General features: G+C 64.2%; 20 protein-coding genes. 13 read left to right on the top strand and 7 right to left on the bottom strand.

The window, feature by feature from the left end:
• Positions 1-60 precede the first annotated feature (60 nt).
• A complete protein-coding gene (locus A9K66_RS13955) occupies positions 61-1,869 on the bottom strand; it encodes a winged helix-turn-helix domain-containing protein (protein WP_067324338.1) in 1,809 nt (602 codons plus the stop codon).
• A gap of 204 nt (positions 1,870-2,073) precedes the next feature.
• On the opposite strand from A9K66_RS13955, the gene A9K66_RS13960 reads away from it, so the two are divergent.
• From A9K66_RS13960 to A9K66_RS13970, 3 genes are all read left to right on the top strand, one after another.
• A complete protein-coding gene (locus A9K66_RS13960; RefSeq protein WP_067003570.1) occupies positions 2,074-2,355 on the top strand; it encodes a DUF4242 domain-containing protein in 282 nt (93 codons plus the stop codon).
• A gap of 133 nt (positions 2,356-2,488) precedes the next feature.
• On the top strand, positions 2,489-2,731 hold the full coding sequence (locus A9K66_RS13965; RefSeq protein ID WP_067324340.1) for a DUF1127 domain-containing protein: 243 nt from the start codon (positions 2,489-2,491) through the stop codon (positions 2,729-2,731).
• A gap of 123 nt (positions 2,732-2,854) precedes the next feature.
• Positions 2,855-4,447, top strand: a complete 1,593-nt coding sequence (locus A9K66_RS13970; protein WP_067324342.1) for a peptide chain release factor 3 — start codon at positions 2,855-2,857, stop codon at positions 4,445-4,447.
• A gap of 92 nt (positions 4,448-4,539) precedes the next feature.
• Here the strand turns inward: A9K66_RS13970 and A9K66_RS13975 are convergent, their stop codons facing one another.
• The gene (locus A9K66_RS13975) at positions 4,540-5,010 is read right to left on the bottom strand and encodes a VOC family protein (RefSeq protein WP_067324344.1); all 471 of its coding nucleotides are present in this window, start codon (positions 5,008-5,010) and stop codon (positions 4,540-4,542) included.
• Positions 5,011-5,263: 253 nt separating this feature from the next.
• On the opposite strand from A9K66_RS13975, the gene ilvD reads away from it, so the two are divergent.
• Positions 5,264-7,108, top strand: a complete 1,845-nt coding sequence (ilvD, locus tag A9K66_RS13980) for a dihydroxy-acid dehydratase (protein ID WP_067324346.1) — start codon at positions 5,264-5,266, stop codon at positions 7,106-7,108.
• A 141-nt stretch (positions 7,109-7,249) separates the two neighbouring features.
• On the opposite strand, the gene A9K66_RS13985 is transcribed toward ilvD, so the two are convergent.
• Positions 7,250-9,004: an ABC transporter ATP-binding protein gene (locus A9K66_RS13985; protein WP_067324348.1), complete on the bottom strand. Its 1,755-nt coding sequence runs from the start codon at positions 9,002-9,004 to the stop codon at positions 7,250-7,252.
• Between the two features lie 167 nt (positions 9,005-9,171).
• On the opposite strand from A9K66_RS13985, the gene A9K66_RS13990 reads away from it, so the two are divergent.
• Positions 9,172-10,452 (top strand): amidohydrolase family protein, encoded by a 1,281-nt coding sequence (locus tag A9K66_RS13990; RefSeq protein WP_067324350.1) that lies wholly within the window; start codon positions 9,172-9,174, stop codon positions 10,450-10,452.
• A gap of 83 nt (positions 10,453-10,535) precedes the next feature.
• Complete coding sequence (locus A9K66_RS13995) at positions 10,536-11,459, top strand: DMT family transporter (protein ID WP_067324352.1); 924 nt, start codon at positions 10,536-10,538, stop codon at positions 11,457-11,459.
• 15 nt (positions 11,460-11,474) lie between these two features.
• On the opposite strand, the gene A9K66_RS14000 is transcribed toward A9K66_RS13995, so the two are convergent.
• On the bottom strand, positions 11,475-12,377 hold the full coding sequence (locus tag A9K66_RS14000; RefSeq protein WP_156751062.1) for a phosphotransferase family protein: 903 nt from the start codon (positions 12,375-12,377) through the stop codon (positions 11,475-11,477).
• A gap of 95 nt (positions 12,378-12,472) precedes the next feature.
• On the opposite strand from A9K66_RS14000, the gene A9K66_RS14005 reads away from it, so the two are divergent.
• Positions 12,473-13,105: a class I SAM-dependent methyltransferase gene (locus A9K66_RS14005; RefSeq protein WP_067324354.1), complete on the top strand. Its 633-nt coding sequence runs from the start codon at positions 12,473-12,475 to the stop codon at positions 13,103-13,105.
• A gap of 13 nt (positions 13,106-13,118) precedes the next feature.
• On the opposite strand, the gene A9K66_RS14010 is transcribed toward A9K66_RS14005, so the two are convergent.
• From A9K66_RS14010 to A9K66_RS30265, 3 genes are all read right to left on the bottom strand, one after another.
• Positions 13,119-15,572, bottom strand: coding sequence for an FAD-dependent oxidoreductase (locus A9K66_RS14010; protein WP_067324356.1), 2,454 nt, complete (start codon positions 15,570-15,572; stop codon positions 13,119-13,121).
• Complete coding sequence (locus A9K66_RS14015; RefSeq protein ID WP_067324738.1) at positions 15,569-16,465, bottom strand: phosphotransferase family protein; 897 nt, start codon at positions 16,463-16,465, stop codon at positions 15,569-15,571. The genes A9K66_RS14010 and A9K66_RS14015 overlap by 4 nt, the downstream gene beginning before the upstream one ends.
• Positions 16,466-16,672: 207 nt before the next feature.
• On the bottom strand, positions 16,673-16,861 hold the full coding sequence (locus tag A9K66_RS30265; protein WP_156751063.1) for a hypothetical protein: 189 nt from the start codon (positions 16,859-16,861) through the stop codon (positions 16,673-16,675).
• Positions 16,862-16,865: 4 nt separating this feature from the next.
• Here A9K66_RS30265 and A9K66_RS14020 point away from each other — a divergent pair, with 4 nt between their 5' ends.
• From A9K66_RS14020 to A9K66_RS14045, 6 genes are all read left to right on the top strand, one after another.
• Complete coding sequence (locus A9K66_RS14020) at positions 16,866-17,630, top strand: DeoR/GlpR family DNA-binding transcription regulator (protein WP_067324358.1); 765 nt, start codon at positions 16,866-16,868, stop codon at positions 17,628-17,630.
• 52 nt (positions 17,631-17,682) lie between these two features.
• Positions 17,683-18,594: a LysR substrate-binding domain-containing protein gene (locus tag A9K66_RS14025; protein WP_067324360.1), complete on the top strand. Its 912-nt coding sequence runs from the start codon at positions 17,683-17,685 to the stop codon at positions 18,592-18,594.
• A gap of 281 nt (positions 18,595-18,875) precedes the next feature.
• Complete coding sequence (locus A9K66_RS14030) at positions 18,876-20,030, top strand: ABC transporter substrate-binding protein (protein ID WP_067324740.1); 1,155 nt, start codon at positions 18,876-18,878, stop codon at positions 20,028-20,030.
• A gap of 189 nt (positions 20,031-20,219) precedes the next feature.
• Positions 20,220-21,218, top strand: a complete 999-nt coding sequence (locus tag A9K66_RS14035; protein ID WP_067003595.1) for an ABC transporter ATP-binding protein — start codon at positions 20,220-20,222, stop codon at positions 21,216-21,218.
• Between the two features lie 280 nt (positions 21,219-21,498).
• Entirely contained in the window at positions 21,499-22,404 is a 906-nt protein-coding gene (locus A9K66_RS14040; protein WP_197507471.1) for an ABC transporter permease, read from the top strand.
• On the top strand, positions 22,394-23,209 hold the full coding sequence (locus A9K66_RS14045; RefSeq protein ID WP_067324365.1) for an ABC transporter permease: 816 nt from the start codon (positions 22,394-22,396) through the stop codon (positions 23,207-23,209). The genes A9K66_RS14040 and A9K66_RS14045 overlap by 11 nt, the downstream gene beginning before the upstream one ends.
• Positions 23,210-23,240: the final 31 nt, after the last annotated feature.

The following is a 23,240-nucleotide window of genomic DNA, read 5'->3' on the forward strand; positions in this document are numbered from 1 at the left end:
CCTTCAGAGGAGATTTCACCGTCATGCCATCGCGCCGGCCAGACCTCAAGCGAGAAGCGGCTACGCGCCGCCCATCGCTATCTTATGCGTCCCGACAACCAGGCCCTTCAGCTCTTCGCAGCGCCGCGTGAGCCGTGAAGAGTCGACCTTCTTCGCTAACGCCAACGCTGTGCCGAGCTCCAGCTCCGCGCCGGAACGATCGCCGAGCTGAATGAGCAGCGCCGCGAGCGCAAGCCTCGCATCGGCGACATTGACCGGCGAGCCGACCTCGCTCCAGCGCGAGCATGCGGTCTGCAGCTCCCGAACAGCCTCGGTGGGGCGGTCTTCCCGTATGAAAAGTTCAGCCTTGGCCTCGGCGGACAGCGCCCGGATGGAGGCCATCGGCCAGCGCTGCGGCTGGCTCTCCAGCTCGGTGATAACTTCTTTTGCGCGCTCGAGACGATTGGTGCGCGCCGCCACCTTGGCGAGAGTGGCAAGGACCATGCCTCGCCGCTGCAGCGTCGGCCAGCCGTTTCCGACCAGGGAGCGCTCGAGAGCGCTGAAGGCGGCCTCGGCCTGGCCTTGCTCCAGCTGCAGCAGCGCCAGGCCGGGCTGCGGATCCCAGCCGGCGGCATGGGACGCCCGATAGGCTGTTTCCGCCTCCGTGAAATCTCCGGCAGCCAGATGAATGTCACCCAAGACACGCAGCGCATCGCCCGTCGCCCAGGGGGCGTCGACGGCGAGCTGGTCGAGCGCGGCGCGTACCAGCGCCTCAGCCTCCTTCAGCGTGCCGTGAACGCCGAGCACTTCGGCGCGATGCAGCCGGCAGGAGCCCGACAGATCCTCAAGCCCATGTCCCCTGCACCAGTCCTCATAGCCGAGGGTCCATTGGTTGGCCCTCGCCCAGTCGCCAAAATTCCGGCAGGCCCAAAGTATGTTGCAGTAGAGAATGCCGCCGACGACCGGGTCCACGTCGCTGGAGAGGCCGAGCGCGGCGGCGAAATCCTGGTCCTCCTGGCCGGATTTGGTTTCACCGAGGCAGAGCTTGAAAAAGCCGCGATAGATCAGCCCGAGCGACTCCACGACCGGATCTTCGAGATCCCTGCCAACCGCGAAAGCCTGTTCGGCAAGCGCAAGCGCCTGCTCCGGCTCGGCTTCCGCGCCCATGATGCGCGCTCCCATCCAGCACCACAGGCCGTGCTCCCTGCTGTCGGTTGCGCCATCGATCAGCTGCGCCGCCCGCTTGTGCCAGCCCTTGGCGACGGCAAGTTCCCCTCTCTCCAGATGAACCCTGGCCAGGCCGATTGCCGGGGACGCCGCTCGCAAGCGCTCGCCGGCCACGCCGTAGGCAGTCACCGCGCGCGCCAGAAGCGGGATGGCTTCAGCCGGGCGCCCCATGCACTCCAGCGCAAGTGCCCATTCCTCGAGATCGGCCGTCAGCAGCTCGCCAGCGGCATCCGCTTCGGTGAAGCAGGCTGCGGCCTCGTGCCATTTTCTGACAGCAACAGCTTCGCGTGCCGACAGAACCGGTGAACCGGGGCTCGAAAGCTTGCCGCCCGCGCCGGCCGGCCCGTTCGCCGAAATGGGCGGCAGGTCGAGGCAAATCCGGTAGCCGAAGCGGGGCAGGTTGCGCAGCGCCGTTTCCATGCCGCCCTGGCGAAGAACGCCGCGGGCAAGGCTAGCCACGCGCTGCAACGAAGCTTCCGTCACCGTCACGCCCGGCCATAGCGTTTCAAGCAATTCGTCTTTGCTCATGGCCCGGTCCCGGTGCCGCAGCAGGATGGCGAGGAAATCGAAGACCAGGGGCTGCACCTCGATCTCGCTTCCGGCGAGACGGAGGGCGCGAGCGTCCTCGTTAAGATCGAAGTCGCCGAAGCAATAAGTTCCCATCGGCAGCAATCCTGTAACGGCAGTAGGCAAAGGATCGGAAGAAGATAAGGACGGCGTAAGGACTGTCGGCCGCCTCTTGCGCAATTCTCCGTCTGCCCGGCGAGCCAAGCTGCAGTTTAGCTCAGCGGCCCCGGGAATGTCACCGGCACCGAATCTTTTCGAGCGTCCGGAGGCATTTGAACCTAAGATCAAGGAGATTGCGAAATGCAGAAATACATCATCGAACGTGAAATTCCCAAGGTCGGCACCTTCGAGCGCGAGCAACTTCGCGACGCCTCCAAGGCCTCGAATGCCGTTCTCGCCGAACTCGGCCCGGACATTCAGTGGGTCGAATCCTTCGTCGCGGATGACAAGACCTTCTGCGTCTACCTCGCCAAGGACGAGGCGATCATTCAGCGCCACGCCAAGATGAGCGGCTTCCCGGCCACCAAGATCACGCAGGTGAAGCGCCTGTTCGATCCGACGACGGCATACGCCGCCGCCTGATGGAGAGATCGATCGTGAAGTGCCTTGCAGGCGAGTTGCGAGCACGATCGATCCTGATCTTCTGTCGGCCAAACCTTCGGGAGGGCCAGTCTGGCCCTCCCGATTTCATCATTCCAACAGAGGAGGATAAACCATGACCATCCTTGGACAGGAGCTTGCGGCCAACCACTCCGCGCTCCAACGGTTCCTCGTTGCGATCTTCGAAATCTGCCGTTCCGGCGGAGGCGTGCTTGCGCGCATCCTGCGAAATCGCAGGGGTCGGGCCACGCTGGACGAATTGCCGGACTATCTGCTGCGCGACATCGACATCGAGGGGGCGGAGATACGTTTAGCTACCCGGTTGGGCCGCCAGGACCGTCATCGCGAGCGAACCTGAACGGCCTAAGGTTCCTGTCAGGCCACATCGACTACGCTGTTCGGCGGTGCCAGTCTGCCCGAAACTGTCGACACGCCCAAAATGCGCTGCTAGAAGCCCGCGCCACAGACAGGATTCCAAAAATTGGCAGAAGACATCGAACAGGCGGTATCGCGCCGCCGCACTTTCGCGATCATCGCCCACCCCGATGCCGGCAAGACCACGCTCACCGAAAAGCTGCTTCTGTTCGGCGGTGCCATCCAGCTTGCCGGCGAGGTCAAGGCCAAGAAAGATCGCATCCAGACCCGGTCCGACTGGATGAAGATCGAGCGCGAGCGCGGCATCTCGGTCGTCACCTCGGTGATGACCTTCGAATATGACGACAACGTCTTCAACCTGCTCGACACGCCCGGCCATGAGGATTTCGCCGACGACACCTACCGCACGCTCTCTGCGGTGGATTCGGCCGTCATGGTCATCGACGCCGCCAAGGGCATCGAGCCGCGCACGCTGAAACTGTTCGAGGTCTGCCGGCTGCGCGACATCCCGATCATCACCTTTGTCAACAAGATGGACCGCGAGAGCCGCGATCCGTTCGAAATCCTCGACGAGATCGAGCAGAAGCTGGCGCTGGACACAGCACCGGTTACCTGGCCGATCGGCCGCGGCAAGACCTTTTCGGGCACCTATCACCTGGCTCAGAACGCGGTGCGCCGGAGCGATGACGAGAAGGAGCGCACGCCCGTCAACGGCCCGGATTCAAACCGCGTCGCCGGGCTTTTGCCGGAAAACGAGCGCAACGACTTCATCGAGGAACTGGAGCTCGCGCGGGAAGCGTGCAGACCGCTCGACATCGACGCCTTCCGCGAAGGCCATCTGACGCCGGTCTATTTCGGCTCGGCGCTGCGCAATTACGGCGTGCGCGATCTGATCGAGGCGCTCGGCGCCTACGGGCCGCCGCCGCGGGCCCAGGCAGCCGATGAACGCACGGTCGAGGCGACGGAGGGGAAGATGACCTCCTTCGTCTTCAAGATCCAGGCCAACATGGACCCCAACCATCGCGATCGCATCGCGTTCGTCCGCGTCTGCTCCGGCAAGCTGGAGCGCGGCATGAAGGCCAAGCTGGTGCGCACCGGCAAACCGATGAGCCTCTCGGCGCCGCAATTCTTCTTCGCCCGCACCCGCGTCACCGCCGACGAGGCCTTCGCCGGCGACGTCGTCGGCATACCCAATCACGGCACGCTGCGCATCGGCGACACGCTGACCGAGGGCGAGGAGATCCTGTTCCGCGGCGTGCCGAACTTCGCGCCGGAAATCCTGCGCCGTGTCCGCCTCGGCGATGCGATGAAAGCCAAGAAGCTGAAGGAAGCGCTGCATCAGATGGCCGAGGAGGGCGTCGTGCAGCTGTTCTCGCCTGAGGACGGCTCGCCGGCCATCGTCGGCGTTGTCGGCGCGCTGCAGCTCGATGTGCTGAAGGAGCGGCTTAACATCGAATACACGCTGCCGGTGGATTTCGAGATGTCGCGCTTCTCCGTCTGCCGCTGGATCTCGGCCGACGACAGGACGGATGTCCAGCGCTTTATCGAGGCGCATCGCGGCGACATCGCCCGCGACCTCGACAACGATCCGGTCTTCCTCGCCCAGCACGCCTTCTCGCTCAACTACGAGGCCGAGCGCTGGAAAGCGATCCGCTTCGCCGCGGTCAAGGACTATCAGGTCCGCGACAAGGCGGCGTGATTGTGGTGAATAGTGAATAGTGAATAGTGAATAGTGAATAGTGAATAGTAGTCGGGCATCCTCACCATTTACCATTCACTATTCACGCGTAATCACCCCTTCGCCGCTTCCTCGATCGTGGCGATGTCGATCTTGCCCATCTGCATCATCGCCGACATCACGCGCCCGGCCTTCGCTCTGTCGGGGTCCTGAAGCAGGCGCGGCAGCTGCTCCGGCACGACCTGCCAGGAAACGCCGAACTTGTCCTTCAGCCAGCTGCAGCGCCCCGGTTCGCCGCCGCCTTCGGTGAGTCTGGCCCAGAAATAATCGACTTCCTCCTGCGTTTTGCAGTCGATCGACAGCGACATCGCCTCGGTGAACTTGTATTGCGGTCCTCCGTTGAGGGCTTGGAACTGTACCCCGTCGAGCTCGAACGAGGCGACCAGCACCTGGCCTTCCTGGGGATGGCCCTTGGGCCAGCGCGTGACGCTAAGCACCTTCGAATTCTTGAAGATGGCGACGTAGTGGTTCATGGCCTCCTCGGCCTGGCCATCGAACCAAAGGAAGGTGGTGATCTTCTGCATGTCTTGCTCCTCCGACTTGTTCAGGTTGACTCCATCTTCAACGGCGCGCCGGCGATTTGGTGCAGCTTCCGTGCCGTCTGCCTCAAGGACGGCTCGGCGCGGCGCGATCCGACAGCGTTTTTCAAATTTCCTGAAGAATCGTGGCGCAGCGCAAAATTGTGGCAAGCCCGGACCTTGGCCGCTATAACCGCTGCCGAGTGAAATACAGCGCCGCCGCGCCCGCTTGAGCGCGGCCAGCCAGCAAGGAATACCGATGCCCGCCTACCGTTCCCGCACCACCACCCATGGCCGCAACATGGCAGGCGCCCGTGGCCTGTGGCGTGCCACCGGCATGAAGGACAGTGATTTCGGCAAGCCGATCATTGCGGTGGTCAATTCCTTCACCCAGTTCGTCCCGGGCCATGTGCACCTGAAGGATCTCGGCCAGCTCGTCGCGCGCGAGATCGAGAAGGCCGGGGGCGTCGCCAAGGAGTTCAACACCATCGCCGTCGACGACGGCATCGCCATGGGTCACGACGGCATGCTCTATTCGTTGCCGTCGCGCGAGCTGATCGCCGACTCCGTCGAGTACATGGTCAATGCGCACTGCGCCGACGCCATGGTCTGCATCTCCAACTGCGACAAGATCACGCCCGGCATGCTGATGGCCTCGCTACGCCTCAACATCCCGACCGTTTTCGTCTCCGGCGGCCCGATGGAAGCCGGCAAGGTGGTGCTGGGCGGCAAGGCGCAGGCGCTCGACCTCGTCGACGCCATGGTGGCCGCGGCCGACGACCGAATTTCAGATGAGGACGTCAAGGTGATCGAGCGCTCGGCCTGCCCGACCTGCGGCTCCTGCTCGGGCATGTTCACGGCGAACTCGATGAACTGCCTGACCGAAGCGTTGGGTCTCTCGCTGCCCGGCAACGGCTCGACTTTGGCCACCCATGCCGATCGCAAGCGGCTGTTCGTCGAGGCAGGCCATCTGATCGTCGATCTTGCGCAGCGCTATTACGAGCAGGAGGACGACAGTGCGCTGCCGCGCAGCATCGCCTCCAAGGGAGCCTTCGAGAATGCCATGGCCCTCGACATCGCCATGGGCGGCTCGACCAACACGGTGCTGCACATCCTGGCTGCCGCGCATGAGGGCGAGGTCGACTTCACCATGGAGGATATCGACCGGCTGTCGCGCCAAGTGCCGGTGCTTTGCAAGGTGGCGCCGGCCAAGTCCGACGTGCACATGGAGGATGTTCACCGCGCCGGCGGCATCATGGCGATCCTCGGCCAGCTCGACCAGGCCGGGCTGATCAACCGCGATCTGCCGACAGTCCACACCGCAACGCTGGGCGAAGCGCTCGACCATTGGGACATCGCCCGCACTTCCGCAGAGAATGTGCGCGAGTTCTTCCGCGCCGCGCCCGGCGGCGTGCCGACGCAGGTCGCCTTCAGCCAGGATCGCCGCTGGGAGGATCTCGACACGAACCGCGAGACGGGCGTCATTCGCTCGGCCAAGACGCCGTTCTCGAAGGATGGCGGCCTCGCCGTGTTGAAGGGCAATCTGGCGCTCGACGGCTGCATCGTGAAGACGGCCGGCGTCGACGAGTCGATCCTGAAATTCACCGGTCCGGCCCGCGTCTTCGAAAGCCAGGACGCTTCCGTCAAGGCGATCCTCGGCAACGAGATCAAGGCGGGCGACATCGTCGTCATCCGCTATGAGGGGCCGCGCGGCGGCCCCGGCATGCAGGAGATGCTCTACCCGACCAGCTATCTTAAGTCGAAGGGCCTCGGCAAGGCCTGCGCGCTGATCACCGACGGCCGCTTCTCCGGCGGCACGTCGGGTCTGTCGATCGGCCACGTCTCGCCGGAAGCCGCCGAGGGCGGGCTGATCGGCCTGGTTCAGGAAGGCGACACGATCGAGATCGACATCCCCAACCGCAGGATCCATCTCGCCGTCAGCGAAGCCGAGCTCGACGCCCGCCGCAAGGCTATGGCGGCCAAGGGCGCGGAGGCCTGGAAGCCTGAGGAAAAGCGCAAGCGCAAGGTGACGACGGCGCTGCGCGCCTACGCCGCCTTCGCCACCAGCGCCGACAAAGGTGCTGTCAGGAAAGTGCCGGAATAATAAGTCGGGCAGCGCCCCCTACCTCCCCTTGTGGGCCCTCTGTGGGGAGGTCGGACCGAAGGTCCGGGTCGGTCGGCGCCGCACCTCCACCCCGCTGCTGCGCAGCGACCCTCCCCATAACGGGGAGGGTAAGCGCCGGCGTCACGGCATCAGCTGATATTCATAAAGCTTCTGATAGAGTCCGCCCTGTTTGAGCAGGGACTTGTGCGGGCCGCTTTCCAGCACCTTGCCGTTTTCCAGCACCACGATCGTGTCGGCTTGATGCACCGTTGACAGCCGATGCGCGATGACGATGGTCGTGCGTCCGACCGTGAGTTCCTGCAGCGCGTCGCGGAACAGCGCTTCCGACTCGGCGTCCAGCGCGCTGGTCGCCTCGTCGAGCAGCAGGATCTCGGCATTGCGCAGCATGGCGCGCGCGATCGAGATGCGCTGGCGCTGGCCGCCGGACAGCAACGAGCCGTTCTCGCCCACCTCCGTCTCGTAGCCCTTGGCCATGGCGCTGATGAAGTGATGCGCGTTGGCGGCCTTGGCCGCGGCGATCACCTCCTCGTCGGTCGCGTCCTGACGCCCGAGACGTATGTTGTGCATGATGGTGCCGGCGAACAGGAACGTGTCCTGGCTGACATAGGCAATCTTCTGCCTGAGTGAATCGAGCGTGGCGAAGGAGATGTCCTGGCCGTCGAACATGACCTTGCCGCTTTGCGGGTCGTACATGCGCATGATCAGGTTGAGGATCGTCGACTTGCCGCCGCCGGAAGGTCCGACCAGCGCCGTCATCTTGCCGGCCGCCAGGGTCAGGTTGAGCTGTTCGAAAACCGGCGGGCTCTCGGGATAGGCGAAGCTGACATTGTCGAAGCGGATTTCGCCCGGGCCCGGCTGCAGCGGCTTGGCGCCGGGCTTTTCGGCCAGCGTCAGCGGCCGGTCGGCAAGCTGGAACATCATGCGCACGCCGACGATGCCGGTCTCCAGCGAGATGCGCACGCGCGCCAGCCGCTTTGCCGGCTCATAAGCGAGCAGCAGCGCCCCGATAAAGGCCATGATGTTGCCCGGCATCTGGCCGCCCTGCAGCACCAGGAAGCCGCTGATGAAGACTGCGCCGGCAATCGCCAGACCGGCAAGCGTTTCCATCACCGGGCTGGTGGCCGCCTCGAGCGTCGCGATGTTGTTGGCGCGGTTCTGGACGTCCGACACGGCCTTGTACATGCGCTTGCGCATCGCGCCTTCGAGATTGAAGGATTTGACGACGCGCACGCCGATTGCCGTTTCCTGCATCACATGCACGATCTGGCCGAGCGAGCGGAATTCCATCTTGGCGATCTGGCGCACGCGCTTGAGAATGCTGTTGACGCCGTAGATCGCCACCGGTCCGACGACGAAGCAGATCAGCGACAGCGCCGGCTGCTCCCAGACCATCACTGCGACCAGCACGATCAACGTCACCAGATCGCGCACATAGGACGTGACGACGAGGTCGAGCACGCTGCGCGCGGCTTGGGCGTTGTTGGTCATGCGGGTGATCAGGTCGGACGACGAGGTCGAATGGTAGAATTCGATGCCTTGCGCCAGGATCCGGTCATAGATCTTTCGCTGCCTATCGGCGATGATGGCATTGCCGACCCGGCTCATGAAATAGGCCTGAACGAAGGTCGCCAGGCCCTTGAGGACGAAGATAGCGGCGACCGCGGCCGCGATCAGGTTGACGCGATCCGCTCTCTTGTAGACCACGAATTCGTTGGTGATCTCCTTCAGGATCCATGCGCTTGCCCCCGTCATGGCGGCCACCACCAGCATCGACACAATGGCCGCGCCATAGCCGAATTTATGCTCCTGGAAAGATTCTCGTACCAGCCTTGCGACAAGGCGCTGGTTCTCCGTCGAGCGGAAGAAGCGAAACAAACGGCCGATCCTGTGTCTGGCTTATCAAATTTCGGATTCGCCACGGGGGCGAGAGGCGGCTTATAGAGCGAGTTGGCGCCGGAGGAAACGCCGGCAGGGAAGAAACGGCTGCGGCGGGCCGCCTTTCCGATCACGATAACGCTGATTTCTACCAAAGGGATGACGACATGGATTTCGACCTCATCGTGCGCGGCGGCACGCTGCCGGACGGCAGGATCGCCGATATCGGCATCGCTGGCGAAACCATCGCCGCGATCGAGCCTCAGTTGCAAGGCGCAGCTCGGAGCGAGGTCGATGCGCGCGGCAATCTCGTCTCGCCGCCCTTCGTCGATCCGCATTTCCATATGGACGCCACGCTCTCCTATGGCATTCCGCGCATCAACGCTTCGGGCACGCTGCTCGAAGGCATTGCGCTCTGGGGCGAGTTGAAGCCGCTCCTGACGCATGAGGCGGTGCGCGACCGCGCGCTCGCCTATTGCGACTGGGCGGTGTCGATGGGCCTGCTTGCCATCCGCACCCATGTCGATGTCTGCGACGACCGGCTGCTTGCCGTGGAAGCTCTGCTGGACGTGAAGAAAACGGTCGCGCCCTATCTCGACCTGCAGCTTGTCGCCTTTCCGCAGGACGGGTTTTATCGCTCGCCGACGGCCCGCGAAAACACAATCCGGGCGCTGGATATGGGCGTCGACATCGTCGGCGGCATCCCGCATTTCGAGCGCAGCATGGCCGATGGCGCGCGCTCAGTGACGGAGCTCTGCGAGATCGCGGCGAAGCGCGGCCTGATGGTCGACATGCATTGCGACGAGACAGACGACCCGCTTTCGCGCCACATCGAGCAGCTTGCCTATGAAACGCAGCGCCTCGGCTTGCAGGGCAGGGTGGCGGGCTCGCACCTCACCTCGATGCATTCCATGGACAATTACTACGTCTCGAAGCTGTTGCCGCTGATCGCCGAGGCCGGCGTCTCTGCGATCCCCAATCCGCTGATCAACATCATGCTGCAGGGGCGCCACGATACTTTCCCCAAGCGGCGCGGCCTCACCCGGGTGAAGGAGATGCTGGCGCTCGGCATCCGCGTCGGCTGGGGCCAGGACTGCGTGCTCGACCCATGGTATTCGCTGGGCACGGCGGACATGCTCGACGTGGCCTTCATGGGCCTGCATGTCGCGCAGATGTCGAGCCCGGCCGACATGGCGCGCTGCTTCGACATGGTCACCAGCGTCAACGCCGCCATCATGGGGCTTGATCATCTGGGTCTGACCGTCGGCAAGCGGGCGAGCCTTGTCGTGCTCGACGCCGGCAATCCGATCGAGGCCGTCCGCCTGCGCCCTGAGCGCCTCTGTGTCATCGCCAGGGGCAAGGTGGTGGCCGAACGGACCAGGCAGGAGACGCGGCTGTCGATCGCCGGTCGGCCGGAGAACGTCAACCGCAGGCACAAATCCGCGTAGCGCCAGCCGATTTCCGCCGCTGGTCTTACGGATCGTCCGAATTTCCCTCCTCAAAGCGACAGATTGCGAGTAGGGAGCCGGGCATGGCCCAGTTCCTCGCCCGCAATCTCACGATCAAGAATGTCCTGCTCGCCGGCATTCTCTTGATGCTGGCCGGCGACTTCATGTTCGCGCTCAACGACGCGATGGGCAAATGGCTGGTCGCTTCCTTCTCGGTCGGTCAGGTGGTGTTGGTTCGCTCCATCGGCGCCTTCTTGGTGCTTGGGCCGATGATCGCCAACCAGGGCGCAGGCAAGCTTTTTCAGGTGGAAAGGCCGGTGCTGCAGGTCCTGCGCGTCGCGGCGACCACGCTCGATACCGGGCTGTTCTATGCCGCGGTCGTCTATCTGCCGCTCGCCGACGTGATGAGCTTCTACATGGCCGGACCGATCTATGTCGCCGCGCTCTCGCATCTCCTGCTCGGCGAGAAGGTCGGCTGGCGGCGCTGGCTGGCGATCCTGGTCGGCTTCTGCGGTGTGCTGATCATCCTGAAGCCATCGTCGGCCGCGTTTTCGTTGTCATCGGCCTATGCGCTGATCGGCAGCATTGCCTTCGGCTTCGCCATCATTCTCGGCCGGCGTTTGCGCGGAACGAGTGACACGACGCTGGTCACCTGGCAGACCATCGGCACGTTGATTGTCGGCGGCGCGCTGGCGATCGGCGCCTGGCGCACGCCGTCGGCGCTCGATTTCGGCGCCATGCTTTTGCTCGGCATCGTTTCCTGCGCCGCCCATCTGATGATCACCCGGGCGCTGAAACTGGCGCCGGCGTCAACGCTTGCGCCGCTGCATTACAGCCTGCTGCTGTGGGCCATTGTCTTCGGCCTGGTCTTCTTCGGCGATGTGCCGAGCCCGCGGATACTCGCCGGCTCGGCCATCGTTGTGCTCGCCGGCATCTTCATCTTCCATCGCCAGAAGGTGGTCGAGACCGTCGTGCCGCCGGAAAACGTGCCGAAAGGCGTCAACTAGGATCCAGGCCTGCGCTCACCCCTCTCGCACAGCAGCGAGGTGGCGTGAAAACTCGGGCGTCTCCATCAGCGCCTTGCAGCGGGCGAAGCGTCCGTCCGCATAGGCGCGGAAATCGTCGACCGGGTTGTTGTTGGCGAGCTGGATCAGCCCCCACAACGTCCAGAGCAGGTCGCACATGGCCTTGTAGATGACGACGCGGCCGCGCTCGGCCGGCCTTGCTTCGCCGCCGAAATAGGCGCGCATCAGCTCTTCATCCTGGCCGGCGTCGAACTTGCCTTCGACCGAGAGGTCGCCGAGATCCCACAACGGATCGTTCATGCCGGAGTACTCCCAGTCGACGATCCACATCCGCTCCCCGGTATCGAGAAAGTTTTCGCAGAGCGGATCGCAGTGGCAGGCAGCAAGCTGGATCGGGTGCGTGACCAATGCTTCGCGCACGCTGCCCGCCTCGCGCACCACGTCGTGGTAGCCGGGCGGCAGGACCACATCCTTGGTCGACAGCACTTTCAGATAGTCGTCGATCATCGCAAACAGCTCGAAGCGGAAGGGGAAGACCGCGCCGGACGAATGCAGCTTTCGGAAGGCTGCGCCCGCGCGCGCCGGACTTCCCTGCCTGGCCTTGAACTTTTCCGGCGACATGGTCTCGGCGTCGGCGACGAAGCGCGTTGCCATCAAGCCGGATGCGGGGTCGGCAAAAAGCACCTCCGGGCTGACGCCGGCCTTGGCCGCCTCGCGCGCCGCCACCGCCTCGTTGGCGCGGTTGATATATTCCTCCGTGCCCTTGCCGGGAATGCGCAGGCAGACCTCGCCGGCCTTGTAGACACGGTTGGTAAGGCCGCCCAGCCGCTCCAGCGGCCCCTTGTATCCGGCAAGCGCCGGAATGGCGGCCAGCGCCGCGCGCGCCTCTTCCATCGTCACCCCCTTAACCATCACGCCATGTTTATGGCGGAACGGTTCCACAGTTTTTGCCGCTTGGCTACCATGGCCGACACGAATCGGCGGCGGGAGCGGCAATGGCGGACGGCAAGCACAACAGCGCGCTAAGCGCGGCCTATGCCGCAACACGGCCGGACGAGGTGGCCGCAATCTACGACAGCTGGGCCGAAACTTACGACGCCGATATGTCGGCGGCCGGCTATCGCCATCCGACCATCTGCCTGGCCCTGCTGGCCCGCCATCTGCCGCGCGGCGCGGAACCTGTGCTCGACGCAGGCGCCGGCACCGGGCTGATCGGCGAATGGCTCGCAATCACCGGCTATCCTCGTGTCGAGGCGCTCGACATCTCGCAAGGCATGCTGGACAAGGCCGGCGCCAAGGGCGTCTACACGGCGCTGCATCGTCTGGCGCTGGGCGGCGCCCTGCCTTTCGCGGACGGCGCCTATGCCGGCATCGTTTCGGCGGGCGTCTTCACCTCCGGCCATGTCGGCGTCGAGGGGCTGGACGAACTGATCCGCATCTGCCGTCCAGGCGGCATCATCGTGCTGACGATCAAGAACACGCTCTGGCAGGCCGGCTTTGCCGAGCGGATCGCCGTGCTCGAAGCGGAGGACGTCATAACCCGGCTTGAAGAGACACGGCCTTACGCGTCGATGCCCGGCGAGGGCGACGCGGTGCCAAGCAGAGGCCTCGTGCTGCGCGTCGGCTGACCGCTTTCCCTACTTAAGCCTTTATCTTTTCTCCGGCCGGATCGTACATCGGCTCGAGATGGATCTTTGCCGGCGTGCGCTCCATCGCCACCACCAGTTCATAGGCGCCGGAGGCGAGGAAGTCGTCGCTGACGCCATCGCCGTTGCGCACATAGCCATAGCCGATGTTCTTCTCCACCGTATAGCCATAGCCGCCGCTGGTGAGATAGCCCACCGGTTGGCCGTTGCGCAGGATCGTCTCGCGTCCGGCCAGGACGACGTCCGGATCGTCGACCGTGAAGCCGGCAAAACGTTTTGTCAGCGGCTGGCCGGCCGCTTTCTCCAGCGCCCGCCGCCCGATGAAGTCGTTGTTCTTCCTGAGCTTCACCGCCCAGCCGAGGCCCGCTTCCTGCGGCGTGTCGTTCGGCGTGATGTCCGCCCCCCAGGCGCGATAGCCCTTTTCCAGCCGCAGCGATTCCAGCGCCCGGTAGCCGACCGGGCGGATGCCATGCTGTTTCCCGGCTGCCATGAGGCCATCAAAAATCTCGCCCGTCGCGGCGATCGGCACATGCAACTCCCAGCCGAGCTCGCCGACATAGGTCACCCGCAGCGCCCGCACGGTGTGGCCGGCGATGTCGATCTCGCGCGCGTGGCCGAAGGGGAAGGCGGCGTTGGAGACATCCGCACCCATTACCGCCGACAGCACGTCGCGGGCGCGCGGCCCCATCAGCGACAGCGTGCCGAAATCCTCGGTGACGTCTTTCAGCGCCGCGTCGAGTCCCTGGCCGAGATGGTCGCCGATCCACGAAAAATCATGCGTGCGGAAACCGGTGCCGGTGACGATGTAGAACCTGTCCTCGCCGAGCCGTGCCACCGTGAGGTCTGCTTCGATGCCGCCGCGCGTGTTGAGAAGCTGCGTATACGTCAGCCGGCCGACCGGCTTGTTGATGTCGTTGGCGCAGATCCAGTCGAGCGCCTTCAGCGCATCGGCCCCGGTCATCTCATATTTGGCAAAGGAGGATTGGTCGAAGATGCCGACTTTCTCGCGCACATGCCGATGTTCCTCGCCGACCGCCTCGAACCAGTTCTGCCGGCCCATTGAATAGACGTCTTCCGGCTCTACGCCGTCGGGCGCGAACCAGTTCGGCCGCTCCCAGCCGAGCTTGGAGCCGAACACGGCACGGTGCTCTCTCAGCCGCTCATAGAGCGGCGAGACGATGCGCGGCCGGCCCGAGAGATATTCCTCATGCGGGAAGCCGATGGTGTAGTGCTTGCCATAGGCCTCGAGCGTGCGGTCGCAGACCCATTGCCGGTCGCGGTGCAGGTTAGAAAAACGCCTGATGTCGACCACCCAGAGGTCGAGCGGCGCCTCGCCGTCGACCACCCATTGCGCCAGCACCCAGCCGGCGCCGCCGCCGGACGCGATGCCGAAGGCGTTGAAGCCGGCGCCGACGAACATGTTGGCGCATTCGGGCGCGACACCAAGGATGAAATTGCCGTCCGGGGTAAAGCTCTCCGGCCCGTTGATCATTTGCTTCACGCCGACATTGGCCAGCGCCGGCATCCGCTCGATCGCCTGCGCCATATGCTGCTCGAAGTGGTCGTAATCATCATCGAACAGGCGGAACTCCCAGTCGTTGGGCACGTCGCCCCCGGGGAGCTCAGTCGTCCAGGCCTGCGGGTTCGGCTCATAGCCGCCCATCACCAGCCCGCCGACCTCTTCCTTGAAATAGGTGCGGCGGTCGGGGTCGCGGATTGTCGGCGCGCCGTTGGCCAGCCCTTCGATCTTCTCGGTGATGATGTACTGGTGCTTGACCGGCTGCAGCGGCACGTTGATGCCGGCCATCGCGCCGACCTGCCTTGCCCATTGCCCAGCGCAGTTCACCACTCTGTCGCAGGCAATGTCGCCCTTTTCGGTCTTCACCGCGGTGATGCGTCCGCCCGTCATCTCGAATCCGGTGACGCGCGCGTCCTCGAACAGTTTTGCGCCATGCATGCGCGCGCCCTTGGCGAGCGATTGCGTGATATCGGAGGGGCTGGCCTGACCGTCGGTCGGCAGCCAGGAGGCGCCGACGAGGTCGCCGGTTTCCATCAGCGGCCACATGCGCTTCACCTCGGCGGGCGACAGCAGGTGCATGTCCATGCCGAAGCTTTTTGCCGTCGTCGCCAATCGCTTGAACTCGGTCCAGCGATCGGCGTTGGTGGCGAGCCTGAGGCACCCGGTCATTTTCCAGCCGGTCGCCAGTCCCGTTTCGGCCTCGAGCCCCTTATAGAGCTCGACGGAATATTTGAGCACGCGGGTTATCGAGGCCGACGAGCGCAGCTGCCCGACCAGTCCGGCCGCGTGCCAGGTCGAGCCCGAGGTCAGCTTGCCTTGCTCCAGCAGCACCACGTCGGCCTTGTGGTCGCGCGCCAAATGATAGGCGGTCGAGCAGCCGATGATGCCGCCGCCGATGACCACGATCCCGGCATGGCTGGGCAAAGTCATGATCTTGTCCCGTATCTCGTCCGGTAGTTTTCCAGTGCAGCGTCGAGCCGCACCAGGTTTTCTTCGGTATAGGCGACGTAGTCGATGCCGGGCGCGTCGAGATAAAGCTCGGAGACCATGCTCCACATTGCCTCGCGCAGCAGTGAGGCGCATTGCATGGCCGCGTGCGAGCGGCGGATCTCGCTGTCCGGCTCCTTCATGAAATAGGCGGTCAGGAAGGCGAAGGATTCCTCGTCGCTCATGCCCGCATTCGAGGCGGCGCCGGCCAGATCGAACATGGCCGTGTTGAAGCCGGCATATTCGAAATCGATCAGCCACAGCCGCTTGCCGTCGTCGAGGATGTTGGCCGGCAAAAGATCATTGTGGCCGAAGACGATCGGCAAAAGCTTCTGCGCCCGTTCGAGCTCGTCGGCTAAAGCGAGATAGCGCGGCAGCTCGTCCTTCTTGCGGCTGCCACCTTCCTCGAGCGTGCGCGCATAGTCGCGGATGACATGAAAGACCCAGAACATGAAACCGGCGCCGGAGACGTGGTTCGGCATCTCGCGGTGAAAGCGCCGCAGCAGCGCCGCCACGCGGCTGAGATCGGCGCGTACATCCTCGGCGAGGAAGGTCCTGGCGCCGAGAAACTGGGTCACCAGAATTCCGGGCTCGGCGTAGTGGACGGCTGGCGCGAAACCGGCCGCATGCGCCGCCCGCGCCGTCATCACCTCGCGCTCGCGAAAGACATGGTGGAACGGGAAGTCCTGGCCGAAGCGCACCACGTGCCGGCCGGCGGCGTCGGTAACGACATAGTTGGCGTTGCTGAGGCCGCCGGGCAGCGGCTCGATCTCGATGCCGCCGCTCCAGCAGGGCAGGGCGCGGATGCGGTCTTCGGTGGTTGCGGCGGCGCTCACGGGTTCGGTCCTGCTTCGGCCGGCTTTCGACAAAGCGCCGGTCTCTCACAAAGCGATGAGAGAAAAAAGAAAGGCCTCGTCGGTGCGGGATGCCGGGATTGATATCCCTCACCACACCGACGAGCCCCTTGGCCAGGCTTAGGATCCCGGCATCCGCCCCCGCGGATTCGAAAAAAGCTCGCGTCAGGCACGTTCCAGAAAATCTGGTCAGTCGTTTGCGGCTCTGCCATCACCCTCCTGTGGCAGTTCCGAGCCTGTCACGACCTCAATCTCACGCCAGCGTGATGTTGCTGTCAATAAAAAGCTGTGACCTTTTTTGGGTGTTTTGCCCGAAAATATGAGCAATTCCTTTAAAAGCATTAGGAATGCCGTAGAATCGGTCAAAATCCCGGACATCCAGATGATCCACTCGAAACGGCACGGCGAGATCCTGCGGCTCCTCGGTGAGGAGGGCACGATCACCATCGCCAGCCTGGCCGAGCGCCTGGGCGTGTCGCTGGAGACGGTCAGGCGCGACGTGAAACCGCTGACCGATGACGGGGCATTGCTCAAGATGCATGGCGCCGTCAGCCTGCCGTCGATGACAGGCGAGGCGCCGTTCGAGCGCCGCATGCGCGAGAATGCCGAGGCAAAGCGTCTGATTGCCCGCATGGTCGCGGCCACCATCCGCGACGGCGAGTCGATCATGCTCGACACCGGCACCACCACGTCCTTCCTGGCGCGCGAACTGCTCGGCCATCGCCGCCTGACGGTGGTCACCAATTCGTCCGACATCGCCCGTACGCTGGCGACGGTGAACGGCAACAAGGTCTATATGGCCGGCGGCGAGCTGCGCAGCGATTCAGGCGCGGCCCTCGGAGTCGCGGCGATCGAATTCGTAAGCCGCTTCTCGGTCAGCCACGCTGTGATCTCCATCGGCGCGGTCGACGCCGTCGCCGGCCTGACCGACTACGAGCTGGAGGAGGCGGAACTCGCCCGCATGGTGTTGTCGCGCGGGCAACGCTCGCTGGTCGTCACCGACCATACCAAGTTCGGCCGGCAGGGCCTGGTTCAGGTCTGCGGCTTCGACGGTTTTTCCGAGCTTGCCACCGACCAGCCGCCGCCGCGCGACATCGCCGCCGCGCTCAGCCGGGCCGGCGCGCGTCTCAGCATTGCGACGGCCTAGCGCCGGAGGGCCAATGGCTTTCCTTCCCGGCCGCGCCGGTGTTTAGTCGGACATGGCCTTCACCATCCGCCAGCTCCTGTTCTTCGTCGCCGTCGCCGAGCAGGGCACGGTCTCGGGCGCCGCGCAGAACCTCTCCATCTCGCAATCCTCGGTCACCGAAGCGATCAAGGAGCTGGAGAGCGATCTCGGCGTCGAGCTGTTCGACCGCCACCCGCGCGGCCTCAACATCACCCATAAGGGGCACCAGTTCCTGCGCCACGCGACGAAAATCCTGGCCGACGTTTCCGATGCGCGCCGCGCCTTCCTAGGCGATCAACTCACCGCGGGCGGGCGGCTGCAGCTCGGGGTCACCTCGCTTGTTGCCGGCTACGTGCTCTCCGATCTGCTGGCTCGCTACCGCCGCGCCTATCCAAGCGTCGAAGTCTCGGCGATCGAGGACAATGGCGACTATCTCGAGCATCTGCTGGTCGGCGGCAAGCTCGACATCGCCGTCATGGTCACGTCGAATTTGCGCGATCGCACCGCGCTGCAGTCGGAAATCCTCGAAGTCTCGGCCTATCGGCTCTGGCTGCCGCTCAGCCACAAGCTCGCCAGCGCCGACATTATCTCGATCGGCGACATCGCTTCCGAACCGCTGATCATGCTGACCGTCGACGAGATCGAGGAGAACACCGGCAAGCTGCTGTCGGCGCTCGGTGCGAGACCGCATGTCGCCTTCCGCACCCGCTCCGTCGAGGCCGTGCGCAGCCTCGTCGCCACCGGCGCCGGCGTGGCGCTGCTGCCAGATCTCGTCTATCGTCCCTGGTCGCTGGAAGGCGACCGCATCGAATCCCGCGATATCTCCGGCTCGCTTCCGGTCGTCCAGGTCGGCATGGTTTGGCGCCGCGGTTCCAGCCTGCCGCAGGCTGCCCGCGACTTTATCGGACTTGCCCAGTCGCAGCGCATGGTCCGGCAGCGGCTCTGATCAGAGCGATTCCAGCAAAGTGTGAACGGTTGGGCTCGGCCACTTCGCCGCAACCTTCCGTCCGGAATGGCGTCGGAAAGAGTATCGGAAAATCCGATATCGGCTTTCTGATAAATGGATTTGCGAAACCGGAATTTTCACAGCACTTTTCGCTCAGGGAACAAAGCCGCTCGGGAGCGCGGCTGCCGGGGTGATGGGAACTCTGGCGTTCAGGTTTGCGTGTGATCCTTGTTGAAAACCGGATCGGTTTCGGGGTCATGCGCCAAAATGGGAGATCGATGATGAATGCATTCCTGAAGTCATGCACGGCGTTGACGGTTGCGCTGACCTTCTCGGGTCAGGCGATCGCCCAGGTCAAGGAAGTCGGCAAGGGCGAGGGCGAGCTGAATATCGTCGCCTGGCCGGGCTATATCGAGCGTGGCGAGACCGACAAGAACTACGACTGGGTGTCTGCCTTCGAGAAGGAGACCGGCTGCAAGGTCAACGTCAAGACCGCCAATACGTCGGACGAGATGGTCTCGCTGATGAACGAGGGCGGCTTCGACCTGGTGACGGCTTCTGGTGATGCTTCGCTGCGCCTCGTCGCCGGCAAGCGCGTGCAGCCGATCAACACCGACCTCATCAAGAGCTGGAAGACGATCGACGACCGTCTCAAGGACGCGCCCTGGTTCACCGTCGACAAGGTGCATTACGGCGTCCCCTACCAGTGGGGCCCGAACATCTTGATGTACAACACCACCGTCTTCAAGGAAGCGCCCAAGAGCTGGAACGTCGTTTTCGAGGAGATGAAGCTGCCCGACGGCAAGTCGAACAAGGGTCGTGTCCAGGCCTATGACGGCCCGATCCATATTGCCGATGCCGCCAACTATCTGATGTTCCACAAGCCGGAACTGGGCATCAAGGATCCGTACGAGCTCAGCGAAGACCAGTACAAGGCGGCGCTCGATCTGCTGCGCACCCAGCGCACCCTGGTCGGCCGCTACTGGCATGACGCCGCGATCCAGGTCGACGATTTCCAGAACGAAGGCGTCGTCGCCTCCGGCTCGTGGCCGTATCAGGTGAACACGCTGATCGCCGCCAAGAAGCCGGTCGCCTCGACCGTGCCGGAGGAGGGCGTGACCGGCTGGGCCGACACCACCATGATGGAAGCCGACGCCGCCCATCCGAACTGCGCCTATATGTGGCTCGAGCACTCGCTCTCGCCCAAGGTCCAGGGCGATGTGTCGTCCTGGTTCGGCTCGCTGCCGGTCGTGCCCGCCGCCTGCAAGGGCAATGAACTGCTCGGCGACGAGGGCTGCAAGACCAACGGTTACGACAATTTCGAGAAGATCAAGTTCTGGAAGACGCCGATCTCGAAATGCGCCAGCCAGAATGACAAGTGCGTGCCCTATTACCGCTGGGTGTCGGACTATATCGGCGTCATCGGCGGGCGGTGAGTTCGCCTGGCCTTTAGAAGTTGGCGCTGCCCCTCACCCTTACCCTCTCCCCGTAAAGAACGGGGAGAGGGGGGCGCCAGCGCTGGAGTTTGTCCCTTCTCCCGTCTTTCACGCGGAGAAGGTGCCGGCAGGCGGACGAGGGGCAGCACAGACGCCCGAATTTGAGAGCCTGAACCTTCAGGACAGATCATGACCTCCGCCGTTTCCTTCAAACAAGTCTCGCGCCATTTCGGCAGCGTGCGCGCCGTCGATGCGGTCGATCTCGACATCGCGCCGGGCGAGTTCTTCGCCATGCTCGGGCCGTCCGGTTCCGGCAAGACGACCTGCCTGCGTTTGATCGCCGGCTTCGAGCAGCCGACGGCCGGCTCGATCTCCATCTTCGGCGAGCGGGCCGAAGGCGTTCCGCCCTATCGCCGCAACGTCAACACCGTATTCCAGGACTACGCGCTGTTCCCGCATCTGAACGTGCTCGACAACGTCGCTTACGGGCTGATGGTCAAGGGCGTCGGCAGGGTCGAACGGCTGAAGGCGGCGGAAGAGGCGCTCTCGCTGGTACGCCTGCCGGGCTATGGGGCCCGGCGCCCCGGCCAACTCTCCGGCGGCCAACGACAGCGCGTCGCGCTTGCCCGGGCGCTCGTCAACCAGCCCAAGGTGCTGCTGCTCGACGAGCCGCTCGGCGCGCTTGACCTCAAGCTGCGCGAGAACATGCAGGAGGAACTGAAGTCGCTGCAGAAGGTGCTCGGCATCACCTTCGTCTTCGTCACTCACGACCAGGGCGAAGCGCTTTCCATGGCCGACCGTGTTGCCGTCTTCAACGACGGCAGAATCATGCAGGTCGGCACGCCGGAGGACATTTACCAGCGGCCGAGGACGCGCTTCGTCGCCGATTTCGTCGGCTCGTCCAACGTGCTGCCGCCGGATTTCGTGCAGCGCTATTCCGGCCAGCATCGCTGGGGCAGCCTCAGGCCTGAATCCATCCGCGTATCGGGCGCCACGAGCGGCGATGGCGTTGCCGCGCGTCTGGTCGGGACCAACTATCTCGGCGCCACCACAAGGCTGGCGCTCGATGCCGATGGGCTGAGGCTGCATGCCATGGTGCCCGCGGGGACCGCGCTCCCTGCCGAAGGCGAGGCGGTGATGCTCACCTTCAACCGCGAGCACCTGCATCTGATGGACGAGTCGGCATGATTGCGGTTTGTGCAAAGCACCCTCCTCTGTCCTGCCGGACATCTCCCGCGCAAGGGGGGAGATTGGCTGTCGCCACTCGCTTCGCCAATCTTCGGCGTTGCAGAACTGGCGGGGCAGACGAGCTGCTGACCTCCCTCCTCGCGGGGGAGATGGCCGGGTCAGAGCTGGGTGTGAAGGATCTCGGCCTTGCCGCCGTTGATCTGATCGTCGGTGCGGCTCGATGACAATCGCCGCTCTTCAATCCAAGCCTGTGCCCGCCATCCTGCCCGGCAACGGCGGCATGCGCGGGGCGCTCTCCGACCTCTTATGGCGCCGGCCGATACTTCTCTTGCTGCTCATGCTGCTGCCGCCGCTTCTGTGGCTGGGCATCGTCTATATAGGCTCGCTTTTCGCGCTGCTTTTGCAGAGCTTTTTCTCGATCGACGAGTTCTCCGGCCTGATCAACCGCGAGTTCACGCTGAAGACCTATGGCGACCTGTTCCAGGGCGCCAATCTCGACATCATCCTGCGCACGGTGACGATGGCGGCGCTCGTGACGCTCGCCTCCGCGGTCATCGCGTTCCCCATCGCCTATTACGCGGCGCGCTATGCGCGCGGCCGCTGGAAGGCGCTGTTCTATCTCGGCGTCATGCTGCCGCTCTGGTCGAGCTATCTGGTCAAGATCTACGCCTGGAAGCTGATCCTCGCCAAGGAAGGCATTCTCACCTGGCTGTTAGGCAAGCTCGGCCTGCTGTGGCTGCTCGATGCCTGGCTGTCGTTGCCGATCGTCGGCGGCAACTCGCTGTCGGTCTCCTTCACCGGGACCTTCATCGTCTTCGTCTATGTCTGGCTGCCGTTCATGATCCTGCCTGTGCAGGCGGCGCTGGAACGCGTTCCCGGCAACCTCGTCGAGGCCTCGTCCGATCTCGGCGCCTCGCCCGGCCAAACCTTCCGCAACGTGCTCTTCCCGCTGGCGCTGCCGGGCATCGTCGCTGGCTCGATCTTCACCTTCTCGCTGACATTGGGCGACTACATCATCCCGCAGATCATCGGCACCTCGCGCCTGTTCATCGGCCAGGCCGTCTATTCGCAGCAAGGCACCGCCGGCAATATTCCTTTAGCCGCCGCCTTCACCGTGGTGCCCGTCGTCATCATGGGCTTCTATCTGTGGGGCGCCAAGCGCATGGGAGCTTTCGATGCGCTCTGATCGCGGCCAATCCGCTCCGCTCGGGCTGAAGATCGCCGCCGCCTGCGGCCTGCTCTTCCTGCACCTGCCGATCCTTTTGATCTTCGTCTATGCCTTCACCACCGAAGAGAAGAGTTTTGTGTGGCCGCCGCCCGGCTTGACCACGCAATGGTTCGCCGTCACCTGGAACAGGCCGGATGTCTGGGAGGCGCTGTCGCTGTCGATCCGCGTCGCCGCCATTTCGACCGCAATCGCACTGGTTCTTGGCACGCTCTGCGCCGCTGCGGTTTCGCGGACGCGCTTCTTCGGCCGCGAGGCGATTTCATTGCTCGTCATCCTGCCGATCGCGCTGCCCGGCATCATCACCGGCATCGCGCTGCGCTCGGCTTTTGCGCTCGCCGACATCCCGTTCTCGTTCTGGACGATCGTGCTCGGCCACGCCACTTTCTGCGTGGTCGTCGTCTACAACAATGCCGTCGCCCGTTTTCGCCGCACCTCAGGCTCGATGATCGAGGCCTCGATGGATCTCGGCGCCGACGGTTTTCAGACGTTTAGGCATATCGTGCTGCCCAACATCGCAACCGCGCTGCTTGCCGGCGGCATGTTGGCCTTCGCGCTGTCCTTCGACGAGGTCATCGTCACCACCTTCACCGCCGGCCAGCAGCAGACCGTGCCGATCTGGATGCTGGAGGAGCTGATCCGACCGCGGCAGCGTCCGGTCACCAATGTCGTCGCCATGGTCGTCGTGCTGGTGACGCTGCTGCCGATCCTCTTTGCCTATTACCTGACCCGCGACGGCGACCAGATCGCCGGCTCGGGCAAATGAAAACAGCGAATAGGGATTAGCCAATAGCGAA

The organism is Mesorhizobium sp. AA23 (assembly GCF_001672435.1).
Taxonomy (GTDB): domain Bacteria; phylum Pseudomonadota; class Alphaproteobacteria; order Rhizobiales; family Rhizobiaceae; genus Mesorhizobium.